The organism is Cronobacter turicensis, assembly GCF_041222865.1.
GTDB lineage: Bacteria > Pseudomonadota > Gammaproteobacteria > Enterobacterales > Enterobacteriaceae > Cronobacter > Cronobacter turicensis.
On record NZ_CP165997.1, the window covers coordinates 3,532,375 to 3,551,040 of the forward strand.

Consider the following 18,666-nt stretch of genomic DNA (forward strand, 5'->3'; position numbering starts at 1 on the left):
TGATACGGCCGCGTGCGCAAATACGCTTTTCCTCACAGGGTTGTCAAGTGTAACGTTTAGATAATTGCTATCCGGAAAAGCTTCTGTTATTTATAGCGGCCTGATTTTTCCCCCGAGAAGGGGATCGATAGTGCGTGTTAAGGAGAAGCAACATGCAAGAAGGGCAAAACCGTAAAACATCGTCCCTGAGTATTCTCGCCATCGCTGGGGTGGAGCCTTATCAGGAGAAACCGGGCGAAGAGTATATGAACGAAGCCCAGCTGGCGCACTTCAGGCGTATTCTTGAGGCATGGCGTAATCAACTCCGGGATGAAGTCGATCGCACCGTAACCCATATGCAGGATGAAGCTGCAAACTTCCCGGATCCGGTAGACCGTGCCGCCCAGGAAGAGGAGTTCAGCCTTGAGCTGCGTAACCGCGACCGCGAACGCAAGCTTATCAAGAAGATTGAAAAGACGCTGAAAAAAGTGGAAGACGAAGATTTCGGCTACTGCGAATCCTGCGGTGTTGAAATCGGCATCCGTCGTCTGGAAGCCCGTCCGACCGCCGATCTGTGCATCGACTGTAAGACGCTCGCTGAAATCCGCGAAAAACAGATGGCCGGCTAATCGCCGACGCAAATTAATAACACTTACGGCGGGATTTTCCCGCCGTATTCTTTTATATCTGCCATCACCATGTCTGTTAAGCCATACGTTGGGCGTTTCGCCCCCTCACCTTCCGGCGAACTGCATTTCGGCTCGCTGATTGCCGCGCTCGGCAGTTATCTTCAGGCCCGTGCATTGCAGGGCGCCTGGCTTGTGCGTATCGAAGATATCGATCCGCCGCGCGAAGTGCCGGGTGCCGCCGACGCGATTTTACGCCAGCTTGAGCATTACGGCCTGCACTGGGACGGCGAGGTGCTGTATCAGTCGCAGCGTCACGAGGCCTACCGCGAGGCGCTGGCGTACCTGCGCGAGCACGGGCTAAGCTACTACTGCACCTGCCCGCGCAGCCGCATTCAACAACGGGGCGGCATTTACGACGGCCACTGCCGCGCGTTGCATCACGGCCCGGAGAACGCCGCCGTACGCCTGGTGCAGACGCACCCGGTTATGGCGTTTACCGATACGCTGCGCGGTGAAATCATCGCCGACCCGGCGCTCGCCCGCGAAGATTTTATTATTCACCGCCGCGACGGCCTGTTCGCCTATAACCTGGCCGTCGTCGTCGACGATCATTTCCAGGGCGTGACGGAAATCGTGCGCGGGGCGGATCTTATCGAACCGACGGTGCGCCAGATTTCGCTTTACCAGCAACTTGGCTGGCAGGCGCCGGATTACGTGCATCTGCCGCTGGTGGTGAACCCGGATGGTAATAAGCTTTCCAAACAGAACCACGCGCCGCCGCTGCCCAAAGGCGATCCGCGGCCAGTGCTGGTTGAGGCGCTGAGGTTTTTAAACCAGCCGGTCGATGACGACTGGCGTTCGCTTTCCACCGAAGCGCTGTTGCGTCAGGCGGTGGAAAAATGGGTTCTCAGCGCGGTGCCTGCGGCGGTAGCCGCGAATCCGGCATTCTCAAATGCGTTGCGCTGAGCTATATTAGCCGCTGTTTTTTGTCCAGAGTCTGACACTACCGAGGTGCACCATTTTTACCCGAGTCGCTAATTTTTGCCGTAAGGTGTTAAACCGCGAGGAGAGCGTGGTTGACGAAGGCGTCGCACAGCCCGCCATAACCATAATCCCGCGTGAACAGCACGCTATCTCCCGCAAAGATATCAGCGAGAACGCGCTTAAAGTGATGTACCGCCTGAATAAAGCGGGCTATGAAGCCTGGCTTGTCGGCGGCGGTGTGCGCGATCTGCTGCTTGGCAAAAAGCCGAAAGATTTTGACGTGACCACGAACGCCACGCCGGATCAGGTCCGTAAGCTGTTCCGCAACTGCCGCCTGGTCGGCCGTCGTTTCCGCCTGGCGCACGTGATGTTCGGGCCGGAAATCATTGAAGTGGCCACTTTTCGCGGCCATCACGAAGAGAGCGAAAGCGATCGCGCCACCTCCCAGCGCGGCCAGAACGGCATGCTGCTGCGCGACAACATTTTCGGCTCCATCGAAGAAGACGCCCAGCGCCGCGATTTCACCATCAACAGCCTTTATTACAGCGTGGCCGATTTCACGGTACGTGATTATGTCGGCGGCCTGAACGATCTCAACGAAGGCATTATTCGCCTTATCGGCGATCCGGAAACGCGCTATCGCGAAGATCCGGTCCGTATGCTGCGCGCGGTGCGCTTCGCCGCACGGCTTGATATGCGCATCAGCCCGGAAACCGGGGAGCCTATCCCGCGCCTCGCCACGCTGCTGAACGATGTGCCGCCGGCGCGTCTGTTTGAAGAATCGCTGAAGCTGTTGCAGGCCGGTTACGGCTATGCGACGTATCGCCTGCTGTGCGAATACAACCTGTTCCAGCCGCTGTTCCCGGGTATCAGCCGCTATTTCACTGAGAAAGGCGACAGCCCGATGGAGCGCATCATCGCGCAGGTACTGAAGAACACCGATCATCGCATTCACAATGATATGCGCGTGAACCCGGCGTTCCTGTTCGCCGCGATGTTCTGGTATCCGCAGCTCGAAATGGCGCAGAAAATCGCCCAGGAGAGCGGCCTTGCCTACTACGACGCGTTCGCGCTCGCCATGAACGACGTGCTGGATGAAGCCTGCCGCTCGCTGGCTATTCCCAAACGCATCACGACGCTTATCCGCGATATCTGGATGCTGCAACTGCGCCTGTCTCGCCGTCAGGGAAAACGCGCGTGGAAGTTAATGGAGCATCCGAAATTCCGCGCCGCCTACGATCTTCTGGCGCTGCGCGCCGAAGCGGAAAGCAACAGCGAGCTGCAACGCCTGACGAACTGGTGGGGCGAATTCCAGTCCGCCGCGCCGCCGATGCAAAAAGATATGCTCAACGATCTGGGCGACGAACCGGCCGCGCGTCGCCGTACGCGTCGTCCACGCCGTCGCACCACCCCGCGCCGCGAGGGTAACGCGTGACGCTGGCCTTTATCGCGCTCGGCAGCAATCTTGCCGAGCCGCTTTCTCAGGTCAATAACGCGCTGGCCGCGCTGGCGCGTATTCCTCACAGCCGCATTGTGGCCACCTCTTCTTTTTATCGCACCCCGCCGCTTGGCCCGCAGGATCAGCCCGATTACCTGAATGCCGCCGTGGCGCTGGAGACGACGCTTAGCGCCGAAGAACTTCTCGATAACACGCAGCGCATTGAGCTTGAGCAGGGGCGCGTGCGTAAAGCGGAGCGCTGGGGCCCGCGTACGCTCGATCTCGACATCATGCTGTTTGGCGACGCGACGATAAACACCGAGCGGCTGACCGTTCCCCACTACGACATGAAAAACCGCGCCTTTATGCTGCTGCCGCTTTCAGAGATAGCGCCCGCGCTGCGCTTCCCGGATGGCGAGCGTCTGGCCGATGTGCTCAAACGCCTTGATTGTTCAGCAATTCGCCACTGGTAAATCAAAAAGTTCCCCTTCGTATTTCCTCGCGGTATCCTCCCGTAAACGCATCGTTTACACTGCTTTTTTTCTGTTTGCGGGACACCCATGAAACCGACAACCATTTCTCAATTGCGACGCCTGAAGGAAACCGGCAAAAAATTCGCCACCATCACCGCCTACGATTTCAGCTTTGCGAAACTCTTTGAAGAAGAAGGAATTGGCGTCATGCTGGTGGGAGATTCGCTGGGCATGACCGTCCAGGGCCACGATTCGACCCTGCCGGTCACCGTCGACGATATCGCCTATCATACGCGCGCTGTACGCCGCGGCGCGCCGCACTGTCTTCTGCTCGCTGATTTGCCGTTTATGGCGTATGCCACGCCTGAGCAGGCCTTTGAAAACAGCGCCGCCGTCATGCGCGCGGGCGCCAATATGGTGAAAATTGAAGGCGGCCAGTGGCTTGCCGACACGGTACGTATGCTGACCGAGCGCGCGGTGCCGGTGTGCGGGCATCTGGGGCTGACCCCGCAATCCGTCAATATTTTCGGCGGCTATAAAGTACAGGGCCGCGATGAAGCCGCCGCGCAGACGCTGCTTAACGACGCGCTGGCCTTAGAAGCCGCCGGCGCGCAGCTTCTGGTGCTGGAGTGCGTGCCAGTCGCGCTGGCGCAGCGCATCACCGACGCGCTTTCCATTCCGGTTATCGGCATCGGCGCCGGTAACGTCACTGACGGGCAGATTCTCGTGATGCATGACGCCTTCGGCATTACCGGCGGTCACATCCCGAAATTTGCCAAAAACTTCCTGGCTGAAGCGGGCGATATGCGCGCCGCGGTGCGCCAGTATATTGCTGAAGTGGAGTCCGGCGCGTATCCGGGCGAAGAACACAGTTTTCACTAAAGGAGTGTCATTGTGCTGATTATTGAAACCTTGCCGCTGCTGCGCCAGCAGATCCGTCGCCTGCGCATGGAAGGCAAACGCATCGCTCTGGTGCCGACCATGGGCAATCTTCACGACGGTCATATGAAGCTGGTGGACGAGGCGAAAGCCAACGCCGACGCGGTGGTGGTAAGTATTTTCGTTAATCCGATGCAGTTTGACCGCGCCGACGATCTGGCGCGCTACCCGCGCACGCTTCAGGAAGATTGCGAAAAGCTGAAAAAACGCGGCGCCGATTTCGTGTTCGCCCCCACGCCGGAAGAGGTCTATCCGCAGGGCATGAATGACCAGACCTATGTTGACGTGCCAGGCCTTTCCACGATGCTGGAAGGCGCAAGCCGTCCGGGCCATTTCCGCGGCGTCTCGACCGTGGTCAGCAAGCTATTTAACCTGGTGCAGCCGGATGTCGCCTGCTTTGGCGAAAAGGATTATCAGCAGCTCGCGCTGATCCGCAAAATGACGGCCGACATGGGTTATGACATCGAGATTGTCGGCGTGCCGACGGTACGCGCCAAAGACGGGCTGGCGCTCAGCTCCCGCAACGGCTATCTCACCAGCGACCAGCGTAAAATCGCGCCGGGCTTAAGCAAAGTGATGAACGCGATGGCGGACAAACTGCGCGCGGGCGAGCGCGATCTGGAGGCGATTATCGCCGCGGCAAGCGACGAACTCAGCGAGAAAGGTTTCCGTCCGGACGACCTGCAAATCCGCGATGCCGACACGCTGCAGGCGCTCTCACCGGCAAGCCATCGGGCGGTGATTCTGATGGCGGCGTGGCTCGGCCAGGCGCGGTTAATCGACAATCAGACCGTGGAATTAACCCAGTAGACAGCATGGGTAAAAAGGGCAATACTGCCCGGGATAAATTCCTGGAGCCGGGTCACCGCCCGGCTCTGACGACATTCAGGTAAACAGGGTTCAAGTTATGATTCGCACCATGTTGCAGGGTAAACTGCACCGCGTCAAAGTTACTCAGGCGGACCTGCATTATGAAGGCTCCTGCGCCATCGATCAGGATTTCCTCGAGGCCGCGGGCATTCTGGAATATGAAGCTATTGATATCTACAACGTGACCAATGGCAAACGCTTTTCGACTTACGCCATCGCGGGCGAGCGCGGCTCGAAGATCATTTCGGTGAACGGCGCGGCGGCCCACTGCGCGGATGTCGGCGATATCCTGATTATCGCAAGCTACGTGACCATGCCGGATGAGCAGGCGCGCAGCTGGCAGCCGAAAGTCGCCTATTTTGATGGCGACAACGAGATGAAACGTCTCGCCAAAGCGGTGCCGGTGCAGGTGGCGTAACCGCCCTCCCGCATCGCCATAACGCCCTCCTCGCGAGGGCTTTTTTTTATCCCTGCGGCTGGTTACTGATGATTTTCGCCATCGTCTCCAGCGAATCGGTGCGCAGAATATAGAGCCGCTTGAGCAAATACGGGTTATCGCCCGGCTTCACTTTCCCCTTCACCGTCGTCACCGCCAGATGAAACCCGGCGTCGCCCGCCGCCTTCACCGCCTTATCGTCATACCCGCCGAACGGATAAGAGAGAAACAGCACGTGCGGATTGAACTGTGAGAGCGCGCGGCGAGATCGCTGAAAATCAAAGAGAATGTTGTGATACGTGCGGCTTAACAAAATCGGATGGCGCGCGCCGTCGGTGCGATGCAGAAAATGGGTGTGCGACTGGATATCAAACACGCCCTGAATCGATTTCAGCTCGGAAACGCTCATAAACTGGAGCGATTTCGGCTCCCACCGCTGCGGCTGGCGCTTAATGCGCGACGAAATAATAAACGCCGTCGCTTTAAAGCCATATTCTTTCAGTACCGGATACGCGTAGCGATAAACCGACTTCAGCCCATCGTCGAAAGTGATCGCCACCGCGCGGGCGGGCAGATTCACACGGTTATGCACGTAGCCGTCGAGATCGTAGAGGCTAATCGTGGCATAGCCCTGATCGCGCAGCCATGTCATCTGGTTGCTGAAGGCGCGCACGGACGTGGTGGTCGAGGTGTGGCGAAACCGGGTGTTCTCTTCATCGCGCAAGATATGGTGGTACGTCAGCACCGGAATGCCGTTATCTTCCTGCGCGTCCAGGCTACTGATATAACCCAGCCGGTCGCCAATGCGGATCTGATACCAGGTCTGGTTGAGGCGGTCTTTCAGCTTGCCGACGACAGGGTAGCGCAGGTTTTCCGCGAGCGTGCCGAACGGCGCGCTGTTCGCATCCGGCTCGTTATAGATGGTGACATCCCGCCAGGTGAGCAGATTCTGGTTGCTGAGCGGCTTATTCAGATCGCCGAGACTGTCTTTTACGCGGTTACTGCCCTGCACGCCGGTCAGATGCGCTTTATCGATAAACCCGGTGCCGAAGCCGAAGCGAAATTCATAGTAGTCGGCGGCAATCGGCACCACGGCGAGCAATTGCCCTTCGCGGACGGTGCCGACCGTCTGAACGCTATCGCCGACCTTCGCCCAGATCGCGGCATCTTCGGTGATTTGCATATATTGCGCAGAGGGTTGTTCGCGACCGAGCAGGCTGGCCTGCGCGACACCTGCAGCCAGCAGCAGACAGAAAAAGAGACGATTTAGCATAGGAGTGATGGAACAGTGACTGCCAGAGGTGAAATTATGCACATTTTAACAAAAGTGACATGAATACCAAGCCTGGTAATCAGTAATCGTGCAGTAAAACAAACGGGGGATTTTTTTGTTGCTCATGCCACAGGCTGGTAACGCCCTCGCCGCCCGCCTGCACGATAGCATCGCGAAACGCCTCGCTGGTCAACGATTTACGCAGCGGATACATCTGCATCAGCAGCGATAAGGTGACGCCGGCGATGACTTCACAATGCGGATGCTTGTGGCTCATCAGCGCCGCGGCGCGATACGGCGCGCCGCCGGGGGTGTCGGTCAGGAAAATCACACCGTTGCCCGTATCCACATGCCAGAGCGCGTCGCACATCATGCGGCTTAACATATTGGTGCTAAGCCCTGCCCAGTAATTAACCGTCCTGCACTGCGCAAGCGGGCCAAACTGCGCTTCAAGCTGCTGCGAGTAGTCGCGGGCGATGTAATCGTGGCAGGCGATAACCCAGCCTGGCATGGTGAATCTCCTTCGAAACGGCGGGATAGTGTAGCGAAGTGGCGACGCGTCGGCGTGATTTTCATCAACGCCGACGCGGTTAGCCCGTCAGGAACGCAGGCCGCGCCCGCGGCTGATGAGATACCAGCACAGCAGATAGAACGCGATGATAAAGCACGCCAGCACCGCGACGGTAAACAGCAGCGGAACATCGGAGATCCCGAGGAAACCGAAGCGGAAACCGCTAATCATGTAGACGATCGGGTTCAAGTGCGACAGCGCCTGCCAGAACGGCGGCAGTAGCGTCAGCGAATAGAACACCCCGCCGAGATAGGTCAGCGGCGTCAGCACGAAGGTCGGGATCAGGCTGATATCGTCGAAGGTCTTGGCGAACACCGCATTCAGCAGCCCGGCGAGCGAGAACAGAATGGCGGTCATCAGCAGCGTCAGGGCGACAAACAGCCATGAGTGCACCTGGAACGGCACGAAGAACAGCGACACGGCGGTTACCAGAATACCGACGCATAGCCCGCGCGCCACGCCGCCGCCCACGTAACCGGCGATAATCACATGCGTCGGCACCGGGGCCACCAGCAGCTCTTCAATATTGCGCTGGAACTTGGCGCTGAAAAACGACGACGCCACGTTGGCGTAAGAGTTAGTGATCACCGCCATCATGATAAGACCCGGCACGATAAACTGCATGTACGAGAAGCCATGCATTTCGCCGATACGCGAGCCGATAAGGTTGCCGAAGATAATAAAATAGAGGGTCATGGTGATGACCGGCGGCACCAGCGTCTGTATCCAGATGCGGGCAAATCGGTTCACCTCTTTCGCCCAGATACTTTTCAGGGCGACCCAGTAAAGCTGCATCATGCGCGCTCTCCTTGTTTATCATTCACCAGCGTGACGAACAGCTCTTCAAGACGGTTCGCTTTGTTGCGCATACTCAGCACCTGAACGCCCTGCGCGGTCAGCTGATTAAAGACGCTGTTAATGCCCTGCTCGCGCAGCACTTCCACCTCAAGCGTTGAGGTATCCACCAGACGATACTGATAGCCTTCGAGCTTCGGCAGCGGGCTTTTCGAGGCCAGATCGAGGATGAACGTCTCCGATTTAAGCTTGGATAGCAGCGACTTCATCGAGGTGTTTTCCACCAGCTCACCGCGCTGGATGATGCCGATATTGCGACACAGCATCTCCGCTTCTTCGAGATAGTGGGTGGTGAGGATAATCGTGGTGCCTTTATCGTTAAGATCTTTCAGAAAGCCCCACATCGAGCGGCGCAGTTCGATATCCACGCCCGCCGTTGGCTCATCGAGGATCAGCAGCTTCGGCTCATGCATCAGCGCGCGGGCAATCATCAGACGACGCTTCATCCCGCCTGAAAGCATACGCGCACGTTCGTTGCGTTTTTCCCAAAGATCGAGCTGATTTAAATACTTTTCGCTGCGCTCGACCGCTTCGCGACGCTCAACGCCATAGTAACCCGCCTGGTTCACCACGATCTGCTGCACGGTCTCGAAGGGGTTGAAGTTAAACTCCTGCGGCACCAGACCCAACTGGCGTTTCGCGTTAACCACATCCCGTTCCAGATCGTACCCAAACACGCGCACCCGACCGGACGATTTATTTACCAGCGAACTGATGATGCCGATAGTGGTGGATTTCCCCGCGCCGTTCGGCCCCAGCAGGGCGTAGAAATCTCCCGCTTCGACTTGTAAATCAATGCCGCGTAGCGCCTGCACGCCGCCGGGATATGTCTTTTTAAGCTGCTCCAGTTCCAGTGCAATGGTCATGAAAGTACAGTCACCTTATTTACTTGCAGAAGTTGTGTGGTTTAAAAAAAAGTTTAGTTGCCCTATATTACCCCAACGCAATTGTCTGGTTACAGGTTGTTAACCTCTATGAAAGATATCAGCACACTCATTAGTAATAACGAAGTCTGGTCAAAAATGCTGGTGGAAGAAGACCCTGGCTTTTTTGAACGTCTGGCGCAGGCGCAGAAACCGCGCTTCCTGTGGATCGGTTGTTCCGACAGCCGCGTACCGGCTGAACGCCTCACTGGCCTTGAGCCGGGCGAGATTTTCGTTCACCGCAACGTGGCGAACCTGGTTATCCATACCGACCTTAACTGCCTCTCCGTCGTCCAGTACGCGGTTGACGTGCTGGAAGTTGAGCACATCATCATCTGCGGTCACTACGGCTGCGGCGGCGTGCAGGCGGCGGTGGAAAACCCGGAACTGGGCCTGATTAACAACTGGTTGCTGCACATTCGCGACATCTGGTTTAAACATAGCGCGCTGCTGGGCGAACTGCCGCAGGAAAAACGCCTCGACACGCTGTGCGAGCTGAACGTGATGGAGCAGGTCTATAACCTCGGCCACTCCACCATCATGCAGTCCGCCTGGAAACGCGGCCAGAAAGTGACGCTTCACGGCTGGGCCTACGGCATCCACGACGGTCTTCTGCGCGATCTGGACGTGACCGCTACTGACCGCGAAACGCTGGAACAGGGCTATCGCAAAGGCGTATCCAATATCCAGAAAACCCACGCCAGCCATAAATAAGGGCGAGCGTGAAATAAAAAAAGGGGCCGCTGGCCCCTTTTTTGTGCGCCGGATTTACTCTTCCAGCATCACGACGTTGCCGATATACGGCAGATGGCGATAGCGCTGGGCATAATCGATGCCGTAGCCCACCACGAATTTATCCGGGATGGAGAAGCCGACATATTCCACGGCGACATCCACTTCACGGCGCGACGGTTTATCAAGCAGCGTACAGATGGCCAAGGATTTCGGCTCGCGCAGGCTCAGGATTTCGCGCACTTTGGAGAGCGTGTTGCCGGAGTCGATAATATCTTCGACGATCAACACATCTTTGCCACGGATATCTTCATCCAGATCCTTAAGGATTTTGACATCGCGCGTGGAGGACATGCCGCTGCCGTAGCTGGAGGCGGTCATAAAATCGACTTCATGCGCCACGTGAACCTGACGGCACAGGTCCGCCATGAACATAAATGAGCCGCGCAGCAGCCCTACCAGCACCATTTCGCTGCCGCTGTCCTGATAACGCTCAGTAATCTGACGCCCCAGTTCTTCGACGCGCGCCTTAATTTCCGCCTCGGAAATCATCACTTCAACAGTATGTTTCATATCGCTAACCGTTTGATTTAAAAATAAATCACCGATACCCGCTGCGGCTGCTGCCGGTAACGATAGATAAGCGGGGCAGTATACCAGCAAAACGCCCTTCCGACAGAAAAGTGCGAAAAGCTCTTTTTGTGATTAAGATCACATATGTTAACAACTATAATAACTTGCTACTTAAAAATTAAGAGTGTGGTTATGGAAGAAACAAAAAAGACACAATCACGGCTTCTCGTGATTCTCACAGCCCTGTTCGCAGCATTATCAGGACTGTATTTATTGGTTGGTGGTATATGGCTGGTTTCAATCGGTGGTTCCTGGTACTACCCCATCGCCGGGGTAGGCATGCTGGCGACCGCCTGGCTGCTGTGGAAACGTAACGCTGCGGCGTTGTGGCTCTACGCAATCATCCTGTTAGGTACGATGGCGTGGGGCATCTGGGAAGTCGGCTTCGACTTCTGGGCGCTGACGCCGCGTTGTGACGTGCTGGTGTTCTTCGGCGTATGGCTGATTCTGCCGTTTGTCTGGCGTCGCCTCAGCACGCCGTCTCGCGCAGGCGTACCGGCGCTGCTGGTCTCGTTAATCATTACTGCCGGGCTGCTGTTCTGGGCAGGCTTTAACGATCCGCAGGAAATCAACGGCACGCTCAGCGCGGACAGCACCCCTGCCGCCGTGAACGGCAGCCAGAGCATTCCTGACGGCGACTGGCCGGCTTACGGGCGTAACCAGGAAGGCCAGCGTTACTCCCCGCTCAAGCAGATCAACACCGACAACGTTCATCAGCTGAAAGAAGCCTGGGTGTTCCGCACCGGCGACCTGAAGCTGCCGAATGACCCAGGTGAAATTACTAACGAAGTGACGCCAATTAAAGTCGGCGACACCCTTTTCCTTTGCACCGCGCACCAGCGTCTTTTCGCCGTTGATGCCGCGACCGGTAAAGAAAAATGGCACTTCGATCCGCAACTGAATACGAACCCGACCTTCCAGCACGTCACGTGCCGCGGCGTGTCGTATCACGAAGCGACCACGGCGAATGCCAACCCGGATGTCGTCGCGGATTGTCCGCGTCGTATTATCCTGCCGGTGAACGACGGTCGTCTGTTTGCGGTGAATGCGGATAACGGCAAGCTGTGCGAAAGCTTCGCCAATAAAGGTATTCTGAACCTGCAAACCAACATGCCGGTGACTACACCAGGTATGTACGAGCCGACATCGCCGCCGATCGTCACCGATAAGGTGATTGTCATTGCAGGCGCGGTGACCGATAACTTCTCCACCCGTGAGCCGTCCGGCGTCATCCGTGGTTTTGATATCAATACCGGTAAGCTGCTGTGGGCGTTCGATCCGGGCGCGAAAGACCCGAATGCGATCCCGGCGGATGAACATCATTTCTCGCTGAACTCCCCGAACTCCTGGGCGCCGGCGTCTTATGATGCGAAACTCGACATGGTTTACCTGCCGATGGGCGTGACCACGCCAGATATCTGGGGCGGTAATCGCACACCGGAGCAGGAACGCTACGCGAGCTCCATCGTCGCGCTGAACGCGTCTACCGGTAAGCTGGTGTGGTCTTATCAGACCGTTCACCACGACCTGTGGGATATGGACCTGCCTGCGCAGCCGACCCTTGCTGACATTACCGTGAAAGGCGAAACCGTTCCGGTCATCTACGCGCCTGCGAAAACCGGCAACATTTTCGTGCTGGATCGCCGTAACGGTAAGCTCGTCGTCCCGGCGCCGGAAAAACCGGTTCCGCAGGGCGCCGCGAAAGGCGACTACGTAACGCCGACGCAGCCGTTCTCTGACCTTTCCTTCCGTCCGAAGAAAGATCTGAGCGGCGCGGATATGTGGGGCGCCACGATGTATGACCAGCTGGTCTGCCGCGTGATGTTCCACAGCCTGCGTTACGAGGGCATCTTCACGCCGCCGTCCGAGCAGGGCACGCTGGTGTTCCCGGGTAACCTGGGGATGTTCGAATGGGGCGGCCTGGCCGTTGACCCGCACCGTCAGGTGGCGATTGCCAACCCGATGGCGCTGCCGTTCGTATCGAAGCTTATCCCGCGTGGTCCGGGCAACCCGATGGAGCAGCCGAAAGACGCGAAGGGCACCGGTACGGAATCCGGTATCCAGCCGCAGTACGGCGTGCCGTATGGCGTCACCCTGAACCCGTTCCTCTCTCCGTTTGGTCTGCCGTGTAAGCAGCCGGCATGGGGTTATATCTCCGCGCTGGATCTGAAGACCAACGACGTGGTGTGGAAAAAACGTATCGGTACGCCGCGCGACAGCATGCCGTTCCCGATGCCGTTCGCGGTGCCGTTTAACATGGGTATGCCGATGCTTGGCGGCCCGATCACCACCGGCGGCAACGTGCTGTTCATCGGTGCGACCGCGGATAACTATCTGCGCGCGTACAACGTGACCAACGGCGAGAAGCTGTGGGAAGCCCGCCTGCCGGCTGGCGGCCAGGCGACGCCGATGACCTATGAAGTGAACGGCAAGCAGTATGTCGTGATCTCTGCAGGCGGCCACGGTTCGTTCGGTACCAAAATGGGCGATTACATCGTTGCCTATGCCCTGCCGGATGATGCGAAGTAATACCGTATCGGAAAGCAAAAAGCCCCTCATCGAGGGGCTTTTTTTTATGGGCGCGGTTTGTGGGCCGGGCTTTATTTGGGACCAGTGTATTTATTCGGGAACCGGTGGGTGCGCTTCGCTTACCCACCCTACACAGAGCTCGCCATAATCCTTTTGTAGGGCGGGTAAGCACAGCGCACCCGCCATTAACGCGTATCCATCACGCCACCGTAAACCCTAACATCATCCCGGTGTCTTCGTGCTCTAACAAATGACAATGCGCCATATAGGCATGCTCGGCTGACGCCGCGTAATCAAACCGCACCAGAACTTCGCTGCGCGCGCCTTCCACCCATACCGTATCTTTCCATCCGGCGCGATGCGCGGCGGGCGGCTTGCCGTTCTCAGTCAAAATGCGGAACTGCGTACCGTGGATATGGAACGGATGCAGCATCATGTCGCCCTCGCCGGAAATGGTCCAGCGCTCGTACTTGCCGAGCGCCGCCGCAAACGCGGGCGCGTTCATATCAAAGGCTTTACCGTTGATCTTATTGGCGTTATGGAAATCAAACCCGTGACCATCGTGGCCCATGGCGCCATGCGACATCTTCCCGTGTCCCATCTGGCCCATCATCTGTCCGTGCGAATTCCCTGCCAGCGCCTGCTTACCGTAGCGCTTCGCCAGTTCATCCATGCCCATCATATCCAGCATCGGGTCCATCATTAATTGCAGCCAGCGCGCCTGAAGCCCGTCGAGCGAAGGCAGCGCCGGAACGTCCACCAGCTTATCCGGCAGTGTCCCCGAGGCGGGCACCACGACAGGCTGAATACGCACCACCGGCTGCGGTTTATCAAATGGCGCGACCGTCATGCCCATTTGTGTGACCGGCAATGTCACGATATCGAAAGGCCGCGCGTCGCTGGTATCCACCAGCACTTCAAAACGCTCGCCCATCAGCATCGGCAGTTCAGTCACTTTCACCGGCTCCGCCAGCAGGCCGCCGTCGCTGGCGATAACGTACAGCGGGCGGTTATCGCTCGCGGCGATTTTCAGCGAACGCGCGTTACAACCGTTCAGCAGACGCAGACGCAGCCAGCCTTTCGGCGGCGTATGCTGCGGATAAATCGCGCCGTTGCACAGTAGCGTATCGCCAAACCAGCCCACCGCAGCGGTCATCACATCCAGCTGATAATCGACCTGACCGTTGGCGGTGAATTTCTTATCCTGAATGATCAGCGGCACGTCGTCGACGCCCCAGATTTTGGGCAGCATCAGTTGCAGGCTTTCGGTATCTTCGATAAGCAACAGCCCCGCCAGCCCCATCGCTACCTGATGACCGGTTTTGCCATGCTGATGCGGGTGAAACCAGCAGGTTGCGGCGCGCTGCTCAGGCGTGAAGCTCACGCTGCGCGTCTGACCCGGCGCGATAATGCCCTGCGGCCCGCCGTCCACCGCCCCCGGCACTTCCAGACCGTGCCAGTGCAACGTGGTCGCTTCGGCGAGGTTATTGCGGATATTGACATTTACCGGCTTGCCCTGGCGCAGTTTTATCGCCGGGCCCAGAAGCGAACCGTTGTAGCCCCAGGTCGTGACATTTTTGCCCGCAAATGCGGTTTTACCCGCCTGAACCGTGAGCTGGATGCTGCTGCGGGCGTCCGGCGTGAGTAGCGCGGGGAGGGGCAGCGCGGGTTGCTCTGCGGCAAACGCGGCCCGGCTCCATGTCGGCAGCGCGCTTATCGCCCCCAGCGCGGCGGTATACTTAATAAAATCTCGGCGTTGCATCTTCCCGTCCTTATCGTCAACGTGCACCCGTTGAGCTTAAACCCTCCCCTTGCGGGAAGGTCAAGTCTGGCGGTGAAGGAATAAGATGTGAGACTGCCTGTACGGCAGTGAACGTATTCGCTGCGTGTCATGCCTTGGGCGGCATTTTCTAAGCTGCCTGTACGGCAGTGAACAAGAGCGAATATTACCGGATTGCCTGAATTAAAAACAAATTTTGCCTTTTCCCGGCTAAAACCCTTTTTTCTTCACTGAGCTACGCGCCATAAAAATCAAAAGGTTAGAAGCGGGCCATAAAAAAGGGTTCAGACGTAAGACTCCACGCCGATGACTTTTATCGTTTCATCCGTTCGGTTGTTTGCTCTTCAGTGCGTAAGCCCGCGTGTTTTCTTAATCGTTGAAAGGTACTTTTCCTGCCCGCTTTCCGCTACCTGACGTTCGCACCAGACCGCTTGATATGGGAATTTATCAGCCCGCTGAGGGGTGAAATCCCCTCGTCGCGCCTGAATGAAATGTGCTATCGTTGGGTATCGGTTGGCGAGTGGTAGACGTGATGAGAAAAGTAGTCAGGCTAATGTTTCTGGGCTGTCTGTTGGCCTTTTCCACCAACAGTTTTGCGCTCAGTGAATCAGAAGCGGAAGACATGGCCGACCTGACGGCTGTTTTTGTATTTCTGAAAAATGATTGTGGCTACCAGAACCTGCCGAACGGCCAGATCCGCCGCGCGCTGGTCTTTTTCGCCCAGCAGAATCAGTGGGATCTAAGCAATTATGACAGCTTTAATATGAAGGCGCTCGGCGAGGACAGTTACCGCGATCTGAGCGGCATCGCTATTCCTACCGCTAAAAAGTGCAAAGCCCTGGCGCGTGATTCGTTAAGCCTGCTTGCCTACGTGAAGTAATCCCCCTCCCCTGCTCCTTTGGTGAAATGGTGACCGTGCATCCACGGTCATAGTTAGCTATGATGTTGCGCCCATTTTTAAGGGTTGTTAACGAAGGAGGTATCAGCCAGTGACCGAGAATCCAATGTGGCACGAAACGCTGCACGATCAGTTTGGTCAATACTTTGCCGTCGACAAAGTGCTCTATCGCGAAAAGACCGATCATCAGGATCTGATTATTTTCGAGAACTCCGCCTTTGGTCGGGTGATGGCGCTGGACGGCGTGGTGCAAACCACCGAACGCGACGAGTTTATCTATCACGAGATGATGACGCATGTCCCGCTGCTGGCCCACGGCCACGCGAAACGCGTGCTGATTATCGGCGGCGGCGACGGCGCCATGCTGCGTGAAGTGACTCGCCACCAGGGCGTGGAATCTATCACGATGGTGGAAATCGACGCAGGCGTGGTGGCGTTTTGCCGCGAGCATCTGCCTAACCACAATGCCGGTAGCTATGACGATCCGCGCTTTACGCTGGTGATTGACGACGGCGTGAATTTCGTCAACCAGACGACCCAGAAATTCGATGTGATTATCTCCGACTGCACCGATCCCATCGGGCCGGGAGAGAGCCTGTTCACGTCGGCGTTCTATGAAGGGTGCAAGCGCTGCCTGAATCCGGGCGGGATTTTCGTCGCGCAGAACGGCGTCTGCTTTCTCCAGCAGGATGAAGCCATCGACAGTCATAAAAAGCTCAGCCACTACTTTGGCGATGTGAGCTTTTATCAGGCGGCCATTCCCACCTACTACGGTGGCATTATGACGTTCGCCTGGGCGACTGATAACGACGCCCTGCGCAAACTCCCGCTCGAAACCTTACAGGCGCGCTTTCACACCGCGGGGCTGAAGTGCCGTTATTACAATCCGGCCATTCATACGGCAGCTTTCGCTCTGCCGCAATATTTGCAAGATGCCCTGGCGTCTCAGGCATCCTAAGGAGGTGATAAAAATTGAAAAAGCTGAAACTGCATGGCTTTAACAACCTGACCAAAAGCCTGAGTTTTTGTATTTACGATATTTGCTACGCCAAAACGGCGGAAGAGCGCGATGGCTATATCGCGTATATCGATGAACTCTATAACGCCAACCGTCTTACGGAAATCCTGACGGAAACCTGCTCGATTATCGGCGCCAACATTCTGAATATCGCACGTCAGGACTATGAACCCCAGGGCGCCAGCGTCACGATTCTGGTGAGCGAAGAACCCGTCGACCCGCAGCTTATCGACAAAACCGAGCACCCCGGCCCGCTGCCGGAGACGGTGGTCGCGCACCTCGACAAGAGCCATATTTGCGTCCACACCTACCCGGAAAGCCACCCTGAAGGCGGCCTGTGCACCTTTCGCGCCGATATTGAAGTGTCGACCTGCGGTGTGATTTCGCCTCTGAAGGCGCTGAATTATTTAATTCACCAGCTTGAATCCGATATCGTGACCATCGACTATCGCGTGCGCGGCTTTACCCGCGACGTGAACGGCATGAAACACTTTATCGATCATGAGATTAACTCAATACAGAACTTTATGTCTGACGACATTAAATCGCTGTATGACATGATGGACGTGAACGTTTATCAGGAAAACATCTTCCATACCAAAATGCTGCTTAAAGAGTTCGACCTTAAGCACTACATGTTCCATACCCGGCCGGAAGAGTTAACCGAAGAAGAGCGCAAGATCATTACTGACCTGCTCTGGAAAGAGATGCGTGAAATCTATTACGGACGCAATATTCCGTCCGTATAACCCTGCGCGGCGCACGGAGGCGCCGCGTTAGCCGTATTGCGCCAGAAAGTCGCGGTACGCCTGCACTACCTGAAGGAAATCCTCAACGCCGCAGAGCGACAGGCTCTCTTCATCGTAATAGCTCATCCCTTCTTCCATTTCGTCGCCGGAAAACTCCAGCTGATTGGCGCGCACCATCACTTCTTCGCCATCCAGCCACAGCGTGTATTCATGGCCGGTTTTCTGCCACTGACGCTCGCTGCCCTTTACGTCCCGCGCCGCCGCTTCGACTTCATCCAGCAGCGCCAGATTGCCTTTCACCTCTTCGTTGAACCAGTGCCCGAGCGCTTCGTGGCCCATTGAGAGGCGGACTTTCACCACGCCGGTGATGTCGCGCAAGAATTCATAATCCATGGTGTTTTCCTCTGGCCCGGCGTCGCCTGGCCGCTGCATTGTTTATCTCTTGTTATTATCGCAGCATGAAACGGAAAGAAAAGCGCAGCCGCCGACGAAACTGAAAACACCGTCGTAGACGAGCCGTTGCATTCGCTGTGTTACTCTTGGTTTATCTTAAGTGCTGTTGTAATGGGGTTGCCTGTGAACTTTACTCTTCTGCGCCGCGCGCTGCTGATCGCCGCGCTGCCGCTCTCCCACGCGTATGCCGGCGAAGCGGTTCGCCTTGAATGCGTTAACCGCGGCAACGTGCTGGTCTCCTTTTTTAAATATCATCTCTCGACCATGAAGTGGGAAGACCACTTCCAGATAGCCTCCGGCATTGAGAAGAGCAAAACCGACAACGGCACGCCTTATGAGACCATTTCGTTTCGTAACGGCGACGATCTGATCTATTTCCCGGAAAAGGAGCGCTATGTACTGTTTGACGCCGGCAAGCAGAAACCGGAACGCTGTCAGGTGGAGGGCGAGTTTACCTACCCGGTCGTGAATCTGCCGCGCTACGACGGTAAAGCGGAATCCTGA

The 18,666-nt window shown here is 56.9% G+C and carries 20 protein-coding genes; 13 read left to right on the forward strand and 7 right to left on the reverse strand.

Translation table 11 applies throughout. From position 1 onward, the window contains the following. Positions 1-152: 152 nt before the first annotated feature. The 7 genes from dksA (at position 153) to panD (ending at position 5,730) form a co-directional block, all read left to right on the forward strand. Complete coding sequence (gene dksA, locus AB8W27_RS16925) at positions 153-608, forward strand: RNA polymerase-binding protein DksA (protein WP_001155227.1); 456 nt, start codon at positions 153-155, stop codon at positions 606-608. Positions 609-677: 69 nt separating this feature from the next. Beyond that, a complete protein-coding gene (gene gluQRS / locus AB8W27_RS16930; RefSeq protein WP_041923205.1) occupies positions 678-1,574 on the forward strand; it encodes a tRNA glutamyl-Q(34) synthetase GluQRS in 897 nt (298 codons plus the stop codon). A 52-nt stretch (positions 1,575-1,626) separates the two neighbouring features. Continuing rightward, on the forward strand, positions 1,627-3,027 hold the full coding sequence (pcnB, locus tag AB8W27_RS16935; RefSeq protein ID WP_207552699.1) for a polynucleotide adenylyltransferase PcnB: 1,401 nt from the start codon (positions 1,627-1,629) through the stop codon (positions 3,025-3,027). Next, positions 3,024-3,503 (forward strand): 2-amino-4-hydroxy-6-hydroxymethyldihydropteridine diphosphokinase, encoded by a 480-nt coding sequence (gene folK, locus AB8W27_RS16940; RefSeq protein WP_012815333.1) that lies wholly within the window; start codon positions 3,024-3,026, stop codon positions 3,501-3,503. The genes pcnB and folK overlap by 4 nt, the downstream gene beginning before the upstream one ends. An 87-nt stretch (positions 3,504-3,590) precedes the next feature. After that, positions 3,591-4,385 (forward strand): 3-methyl-2-oxobutanoate hydroxymethyltransferase, encoded by a 795-nt coding sequence (gene panB, locus AB8W27_RS16945; RefSeq protein WP_012815332.1) that lies wholly within the window; start codon positions 3,591-3,593, stop codon positions 4,383-4,385. 12 nt (positions 4,386-4,397) lie between these two features. Next, positions 4,398-5,252, forward strand: coding sequence for a pantoate--beta-alanine ligase (panC, locus tag AB8W27_RS16950; RefSeq protein ID WP_041923203.1), 855 nt, complete (start codon positions 4,398-4,400; stop codon positions 5,250-5,252). Positions 5,253-5,349: 97 nt separating this feature from the next. Further along, positions 5,350-5,730 carry an aspartate 1-decarboxylase gene (panD, locus tag AB8W27_RS16955; RefSeq protein ID WP_004387652.1) on the forward strand — a complete coding sequence of 127 codons (381 nt, stop codon included), beginning with the start codon at positions 5,350-5,352 and terminating at the stop codon, positions 5,728-5,730. 46 nt (positions 5,731-5,776) lie between these two features. Here the strand turns inward: panD and AB8W27_RS16960 are convergent, their stop codons facing one another. The 4 genes from AB8W27_RS16960 to AB8W27_RS16975 form a co-directional block, all read right to left on the reverse strand. Beyond that, the gene (locus AB8W27_RS16960; protein WP_041923202.1) at positions 5,777-7,021 is read right to left on the reverse strand and encodes a polysaccharide deacetylase family protein; all 1,245 of its coding nucleotides are present in this window, start codon (positions 7,019-7,021) and stop codon (positions 5,777-5,779) included. A gap of 79 nt (positions 7,022-7,100) precedes the next feature. Continuing rightward, positions 7,101-7,532 (reverse strand): PTS sugar transporter subunit IIA, encoded by a 432-nt coding sequence (locus AB8W27_RS16965; protein WP_041923201.1) that lies wholly within the window; start codon positions 7,530-7,532, stop codon positions 7,101-7,103. Between the two features lie 87 nt (positions 7,533-7,619). After that, positions 7,620-8,390, reverse strand: coding sequence for an ABC transporter permease (locus AB8W27_RS16970; protein ID WP_012815328.1), 771 nt, complete (start codon positions 8,388-8,390; stop codon positions 7,620-7,622). Next, entirely contained in the window at positions 8,387-9,313 is a 927-nt protein-coding gene (locus AB8W27_RS16975) for an ABC transporter ATP-binding protein (RefSeq protein WP_007768866.1), read from the reverse strand. The genes AB8W27_RS16970 and AB8W27_RS16975 overlap by 4 nt, the downstream gene beginning before the upstream one ends. A gap of 108 nt (positions 9,314-9,421) precedes the next feature. Here AB8W27_RS16975 and can point away from each other — a divergent pair, with 108 nt between their 5' ends. Further along, positions 9,422-10,084 carry a carbonate dehydratase gene (gene can / locus AB8W27_RS16980; protein WP_012815327.1) on the forward strand — a complete coding sequence of 221 codons (663 nt, stop codon included), beginning with the start codon at positions 9,422-9,424 and terminating at the stop codon, positions 10,082-10,084. A 54-nt stretch (positions 10,085-10,138) separates the two neighbouring features. On the opposite strand, the gene hpt is transcribed toward can, so the two are convergent. Further along, entirely contained in the window at positions 10,139-10,675 is a 537-nt protein-coding gene (gene hpt / locus AB8W27_RS16985) for a hypoxanthine phosphoribosyltransferase (RefSeq protein ID WP_012815326.1), read from the reverse strand. A gap of 192 nt (positions 10,676-10,867) precedes the next feature. Here hpt and AB8W27_RS16990 point away from each other — a divergent pair, with 192 nt between their 5' ends. Continuing rightward, complete coding sequence (locus AB8W27_RS16990; protein WP_012815325.1) at positions 10,868-13,264, forward strand: glucose/quinate/shikimate family membrane-bound PQQ-dependent dehydrogenase; 2,397 nt, start codon at positions 10,868-10,870, stop codon at positions 13,262-13,264. 199 nt (positions 13,265-13,463) lie between these two features. Here the strand turns inward: AB8W27_RS16990 and cueO are convergent, their stop codons facing one another. Beyond that, positions 13,464-15,026 carry a multicopper oxidase CueO gene (gene cueO / locus AB8W27_RS16995; RefSeq protein WP_012815324.1) on the reverse strand — a complete coding sequence of 521 codons (1,563 nt, stop codon included), beginning with the start codon at positions 15,024-15,026 and terminating at the stop codon, positions 13,464-13,466. 550 nt (positions 15,027-15,576) lie between these two features. On the opposite strand from cueO, the gene AB8W27_RS17000 reads away from it, so the two are divergent. The 3 genes from AB8W27_RS17000 (at position 15,577) to speD (ending at position 17,709) form a co-directional block, all read left to right on the forward strand. Then, positions 15,577-15,924: a YacC family pilotin-like protein gene (locus tag AB8W27_RS17000; protein WP_015386992.1), complete on the forward strand. Its 348-nt coding sequence runs from the start codon at positions 15,577-15,579 to the stop codon at positions 15,922-15,924. Positions 15,925-16,048: 124 nt separating this feature from the next. Next, positions 16,049-16,900 (forward strand): polyamine aminopropyltransferase, encoded by an 852-nt coding sequence (gene speE, locus AB8W27_RS17005; RefSeq protein ID WP_032806177.1) that lies wholly within the window; start codon positions 16,049-16,051, stop codon positions 16,898-16,900. A 14-nt stretch (positions 16,901-16,914) separates the two neighbouring features. Continuing rightward, on the forward strand, positions 16,915-17,709 hold the full coding sequence (gene speD / locus AB8W27_RS17010; RefSeq protein WP_012815323.1) for an adenosylmethionine decarboxylase: 795 nt from the start codon (positions 16,915-16,917) through the stop codon (positions 17,707-17,709). A gap of 27 nt (positions 17,710-17,736) precedes the next feature. On the opposite strand, the gene yacL is transcribed toward speD, so the two are convergent. Then, a complete protein-coding gene (gene yacL / locus AB8W27_RS17015; protein WP_007707680.1) occupies positions 17,737-18,102 on the reverse strand; it encodes a protein YacL in 366 nt (121 codons plus the stop codon). 183 nt (positions 18,103-18,285) lie between these two features. On the opposite strand from yacL, the gene AB8W27_RS17020 reads away from it, so the two are divergent. Further along, positions 18,286-18,666, forward strand: a complete 381-nt coding sequence (locus AB8W27_RS17020; protein ID WP_012815322.1) for a hypothetical protein — start codon at positions 18,286-18,288, stop codon at positions 18,664-18,666.

Excerpts from the sequence above, each read along its gene's own strand:
- dksA (WP_001155227.1), top strand. The coding sequence starts at position 153 with ATGCAAGAAGGGCAAAACCGTAAAACATCGTCCCTGAGTATTCTCGCC.
- gluQRS (WP_041923205.1), top strand. The coding sequence starts at position 678 with ATGTCTGTTAAGCCATACGTTGGGCGTTTCGCCCCCTCACCTTCCGGC.
- panB (WP_012815332.1), top strand. The coding sequence starts at position 3,591 with ATGAAACCGACAACCATTTCTCAATTGCGACGCCTGAAGGAAACCGGC.
- panD (WP_004387652.1), top strand. The coding sequence starts at position 5,350 with ATGATTCGCACCATGTTGCAGGGTAAACTGCACCGCGTCAAAGTTACT.
- AB8W27_RS16960 (WP_041923202.1), bottom strand. The coding sequence starts at position 7,021 with ATGCTAAATCGTCTCTTTTTCTGTCTGCTGCTGGCTGCAGGTGTCGCG.
- AB8W27_RS16965 (WP_041923201.1), bottom strand. The coding sequence starts at position 7,532 with ATGCCAGGCTGGGTTATCGCCTGCCACGATTACATCGCCCGCGACTAC.
- AB8W27_RS16970 (WP_012815328.1), bottom strand. The coding sequence starts at position 8,390 with ATGATGCAGCTTTACTGGGTCGCCCTGAAAAGTATCTGGGCGAAAGAG.
- AB8W27_RS16975 (WP_007768866.1), bottom strand. The coding sequence starts at position 9,313 with ATGACCATTGCACTGGAACTGGAGCAGCTTAAAAAGACATATCCCGGC.
- can (WP_012815327.1), top strand. The coding sequence starts at position 9,422 with ATGAAAGATATCAGCACACTCATTAGTAATAACGAAGTCTGGTCAAAA.
- hpt (WP_012815326.1), bottom strand. The coding sequence starts at position 10,675 with ATGAAACATACTGTTGAAGTGATGATTTCCGAGGCGGAAATTAAGGCG.
- AB8W27_RS16990 (WP_012815325.1), top strand. The coding sequence starts at position 10,868 with ATGGAAGAAACAAAAAAGACACAATCACGGCTTCTCGTGATTCTCACA.
- cueO (WP_012815324.1), bottom strand. The coding sequence starts at position 15,026 with ATGCAACGCCGAGATTTTATTAAGTATACCGCCGCGCTGGGGGCGATA.
- AB8W27_RS17000 (WP_015386992.1), top strand. The coding sequence starts at position 15,577 with ATGAGAAAAGTAGTCAGGCTAATGTTTCTGGGCTGTCTGTTGGCCTTT.
- speE (WP_032806177.1), top strand. The coding sequence starts at position 16,049 with ATGTGGCACGAAACGCTGCACGATCAGTTTGGTCAATACTTTGCCGTC.
- yacL (WP_007707680.1), bottom strand. The coding sequence starts at position 18,102 with ATGGATTATGAATTCTTGCGCGACATCACCGGCGTGGTGAAAGTCCGC.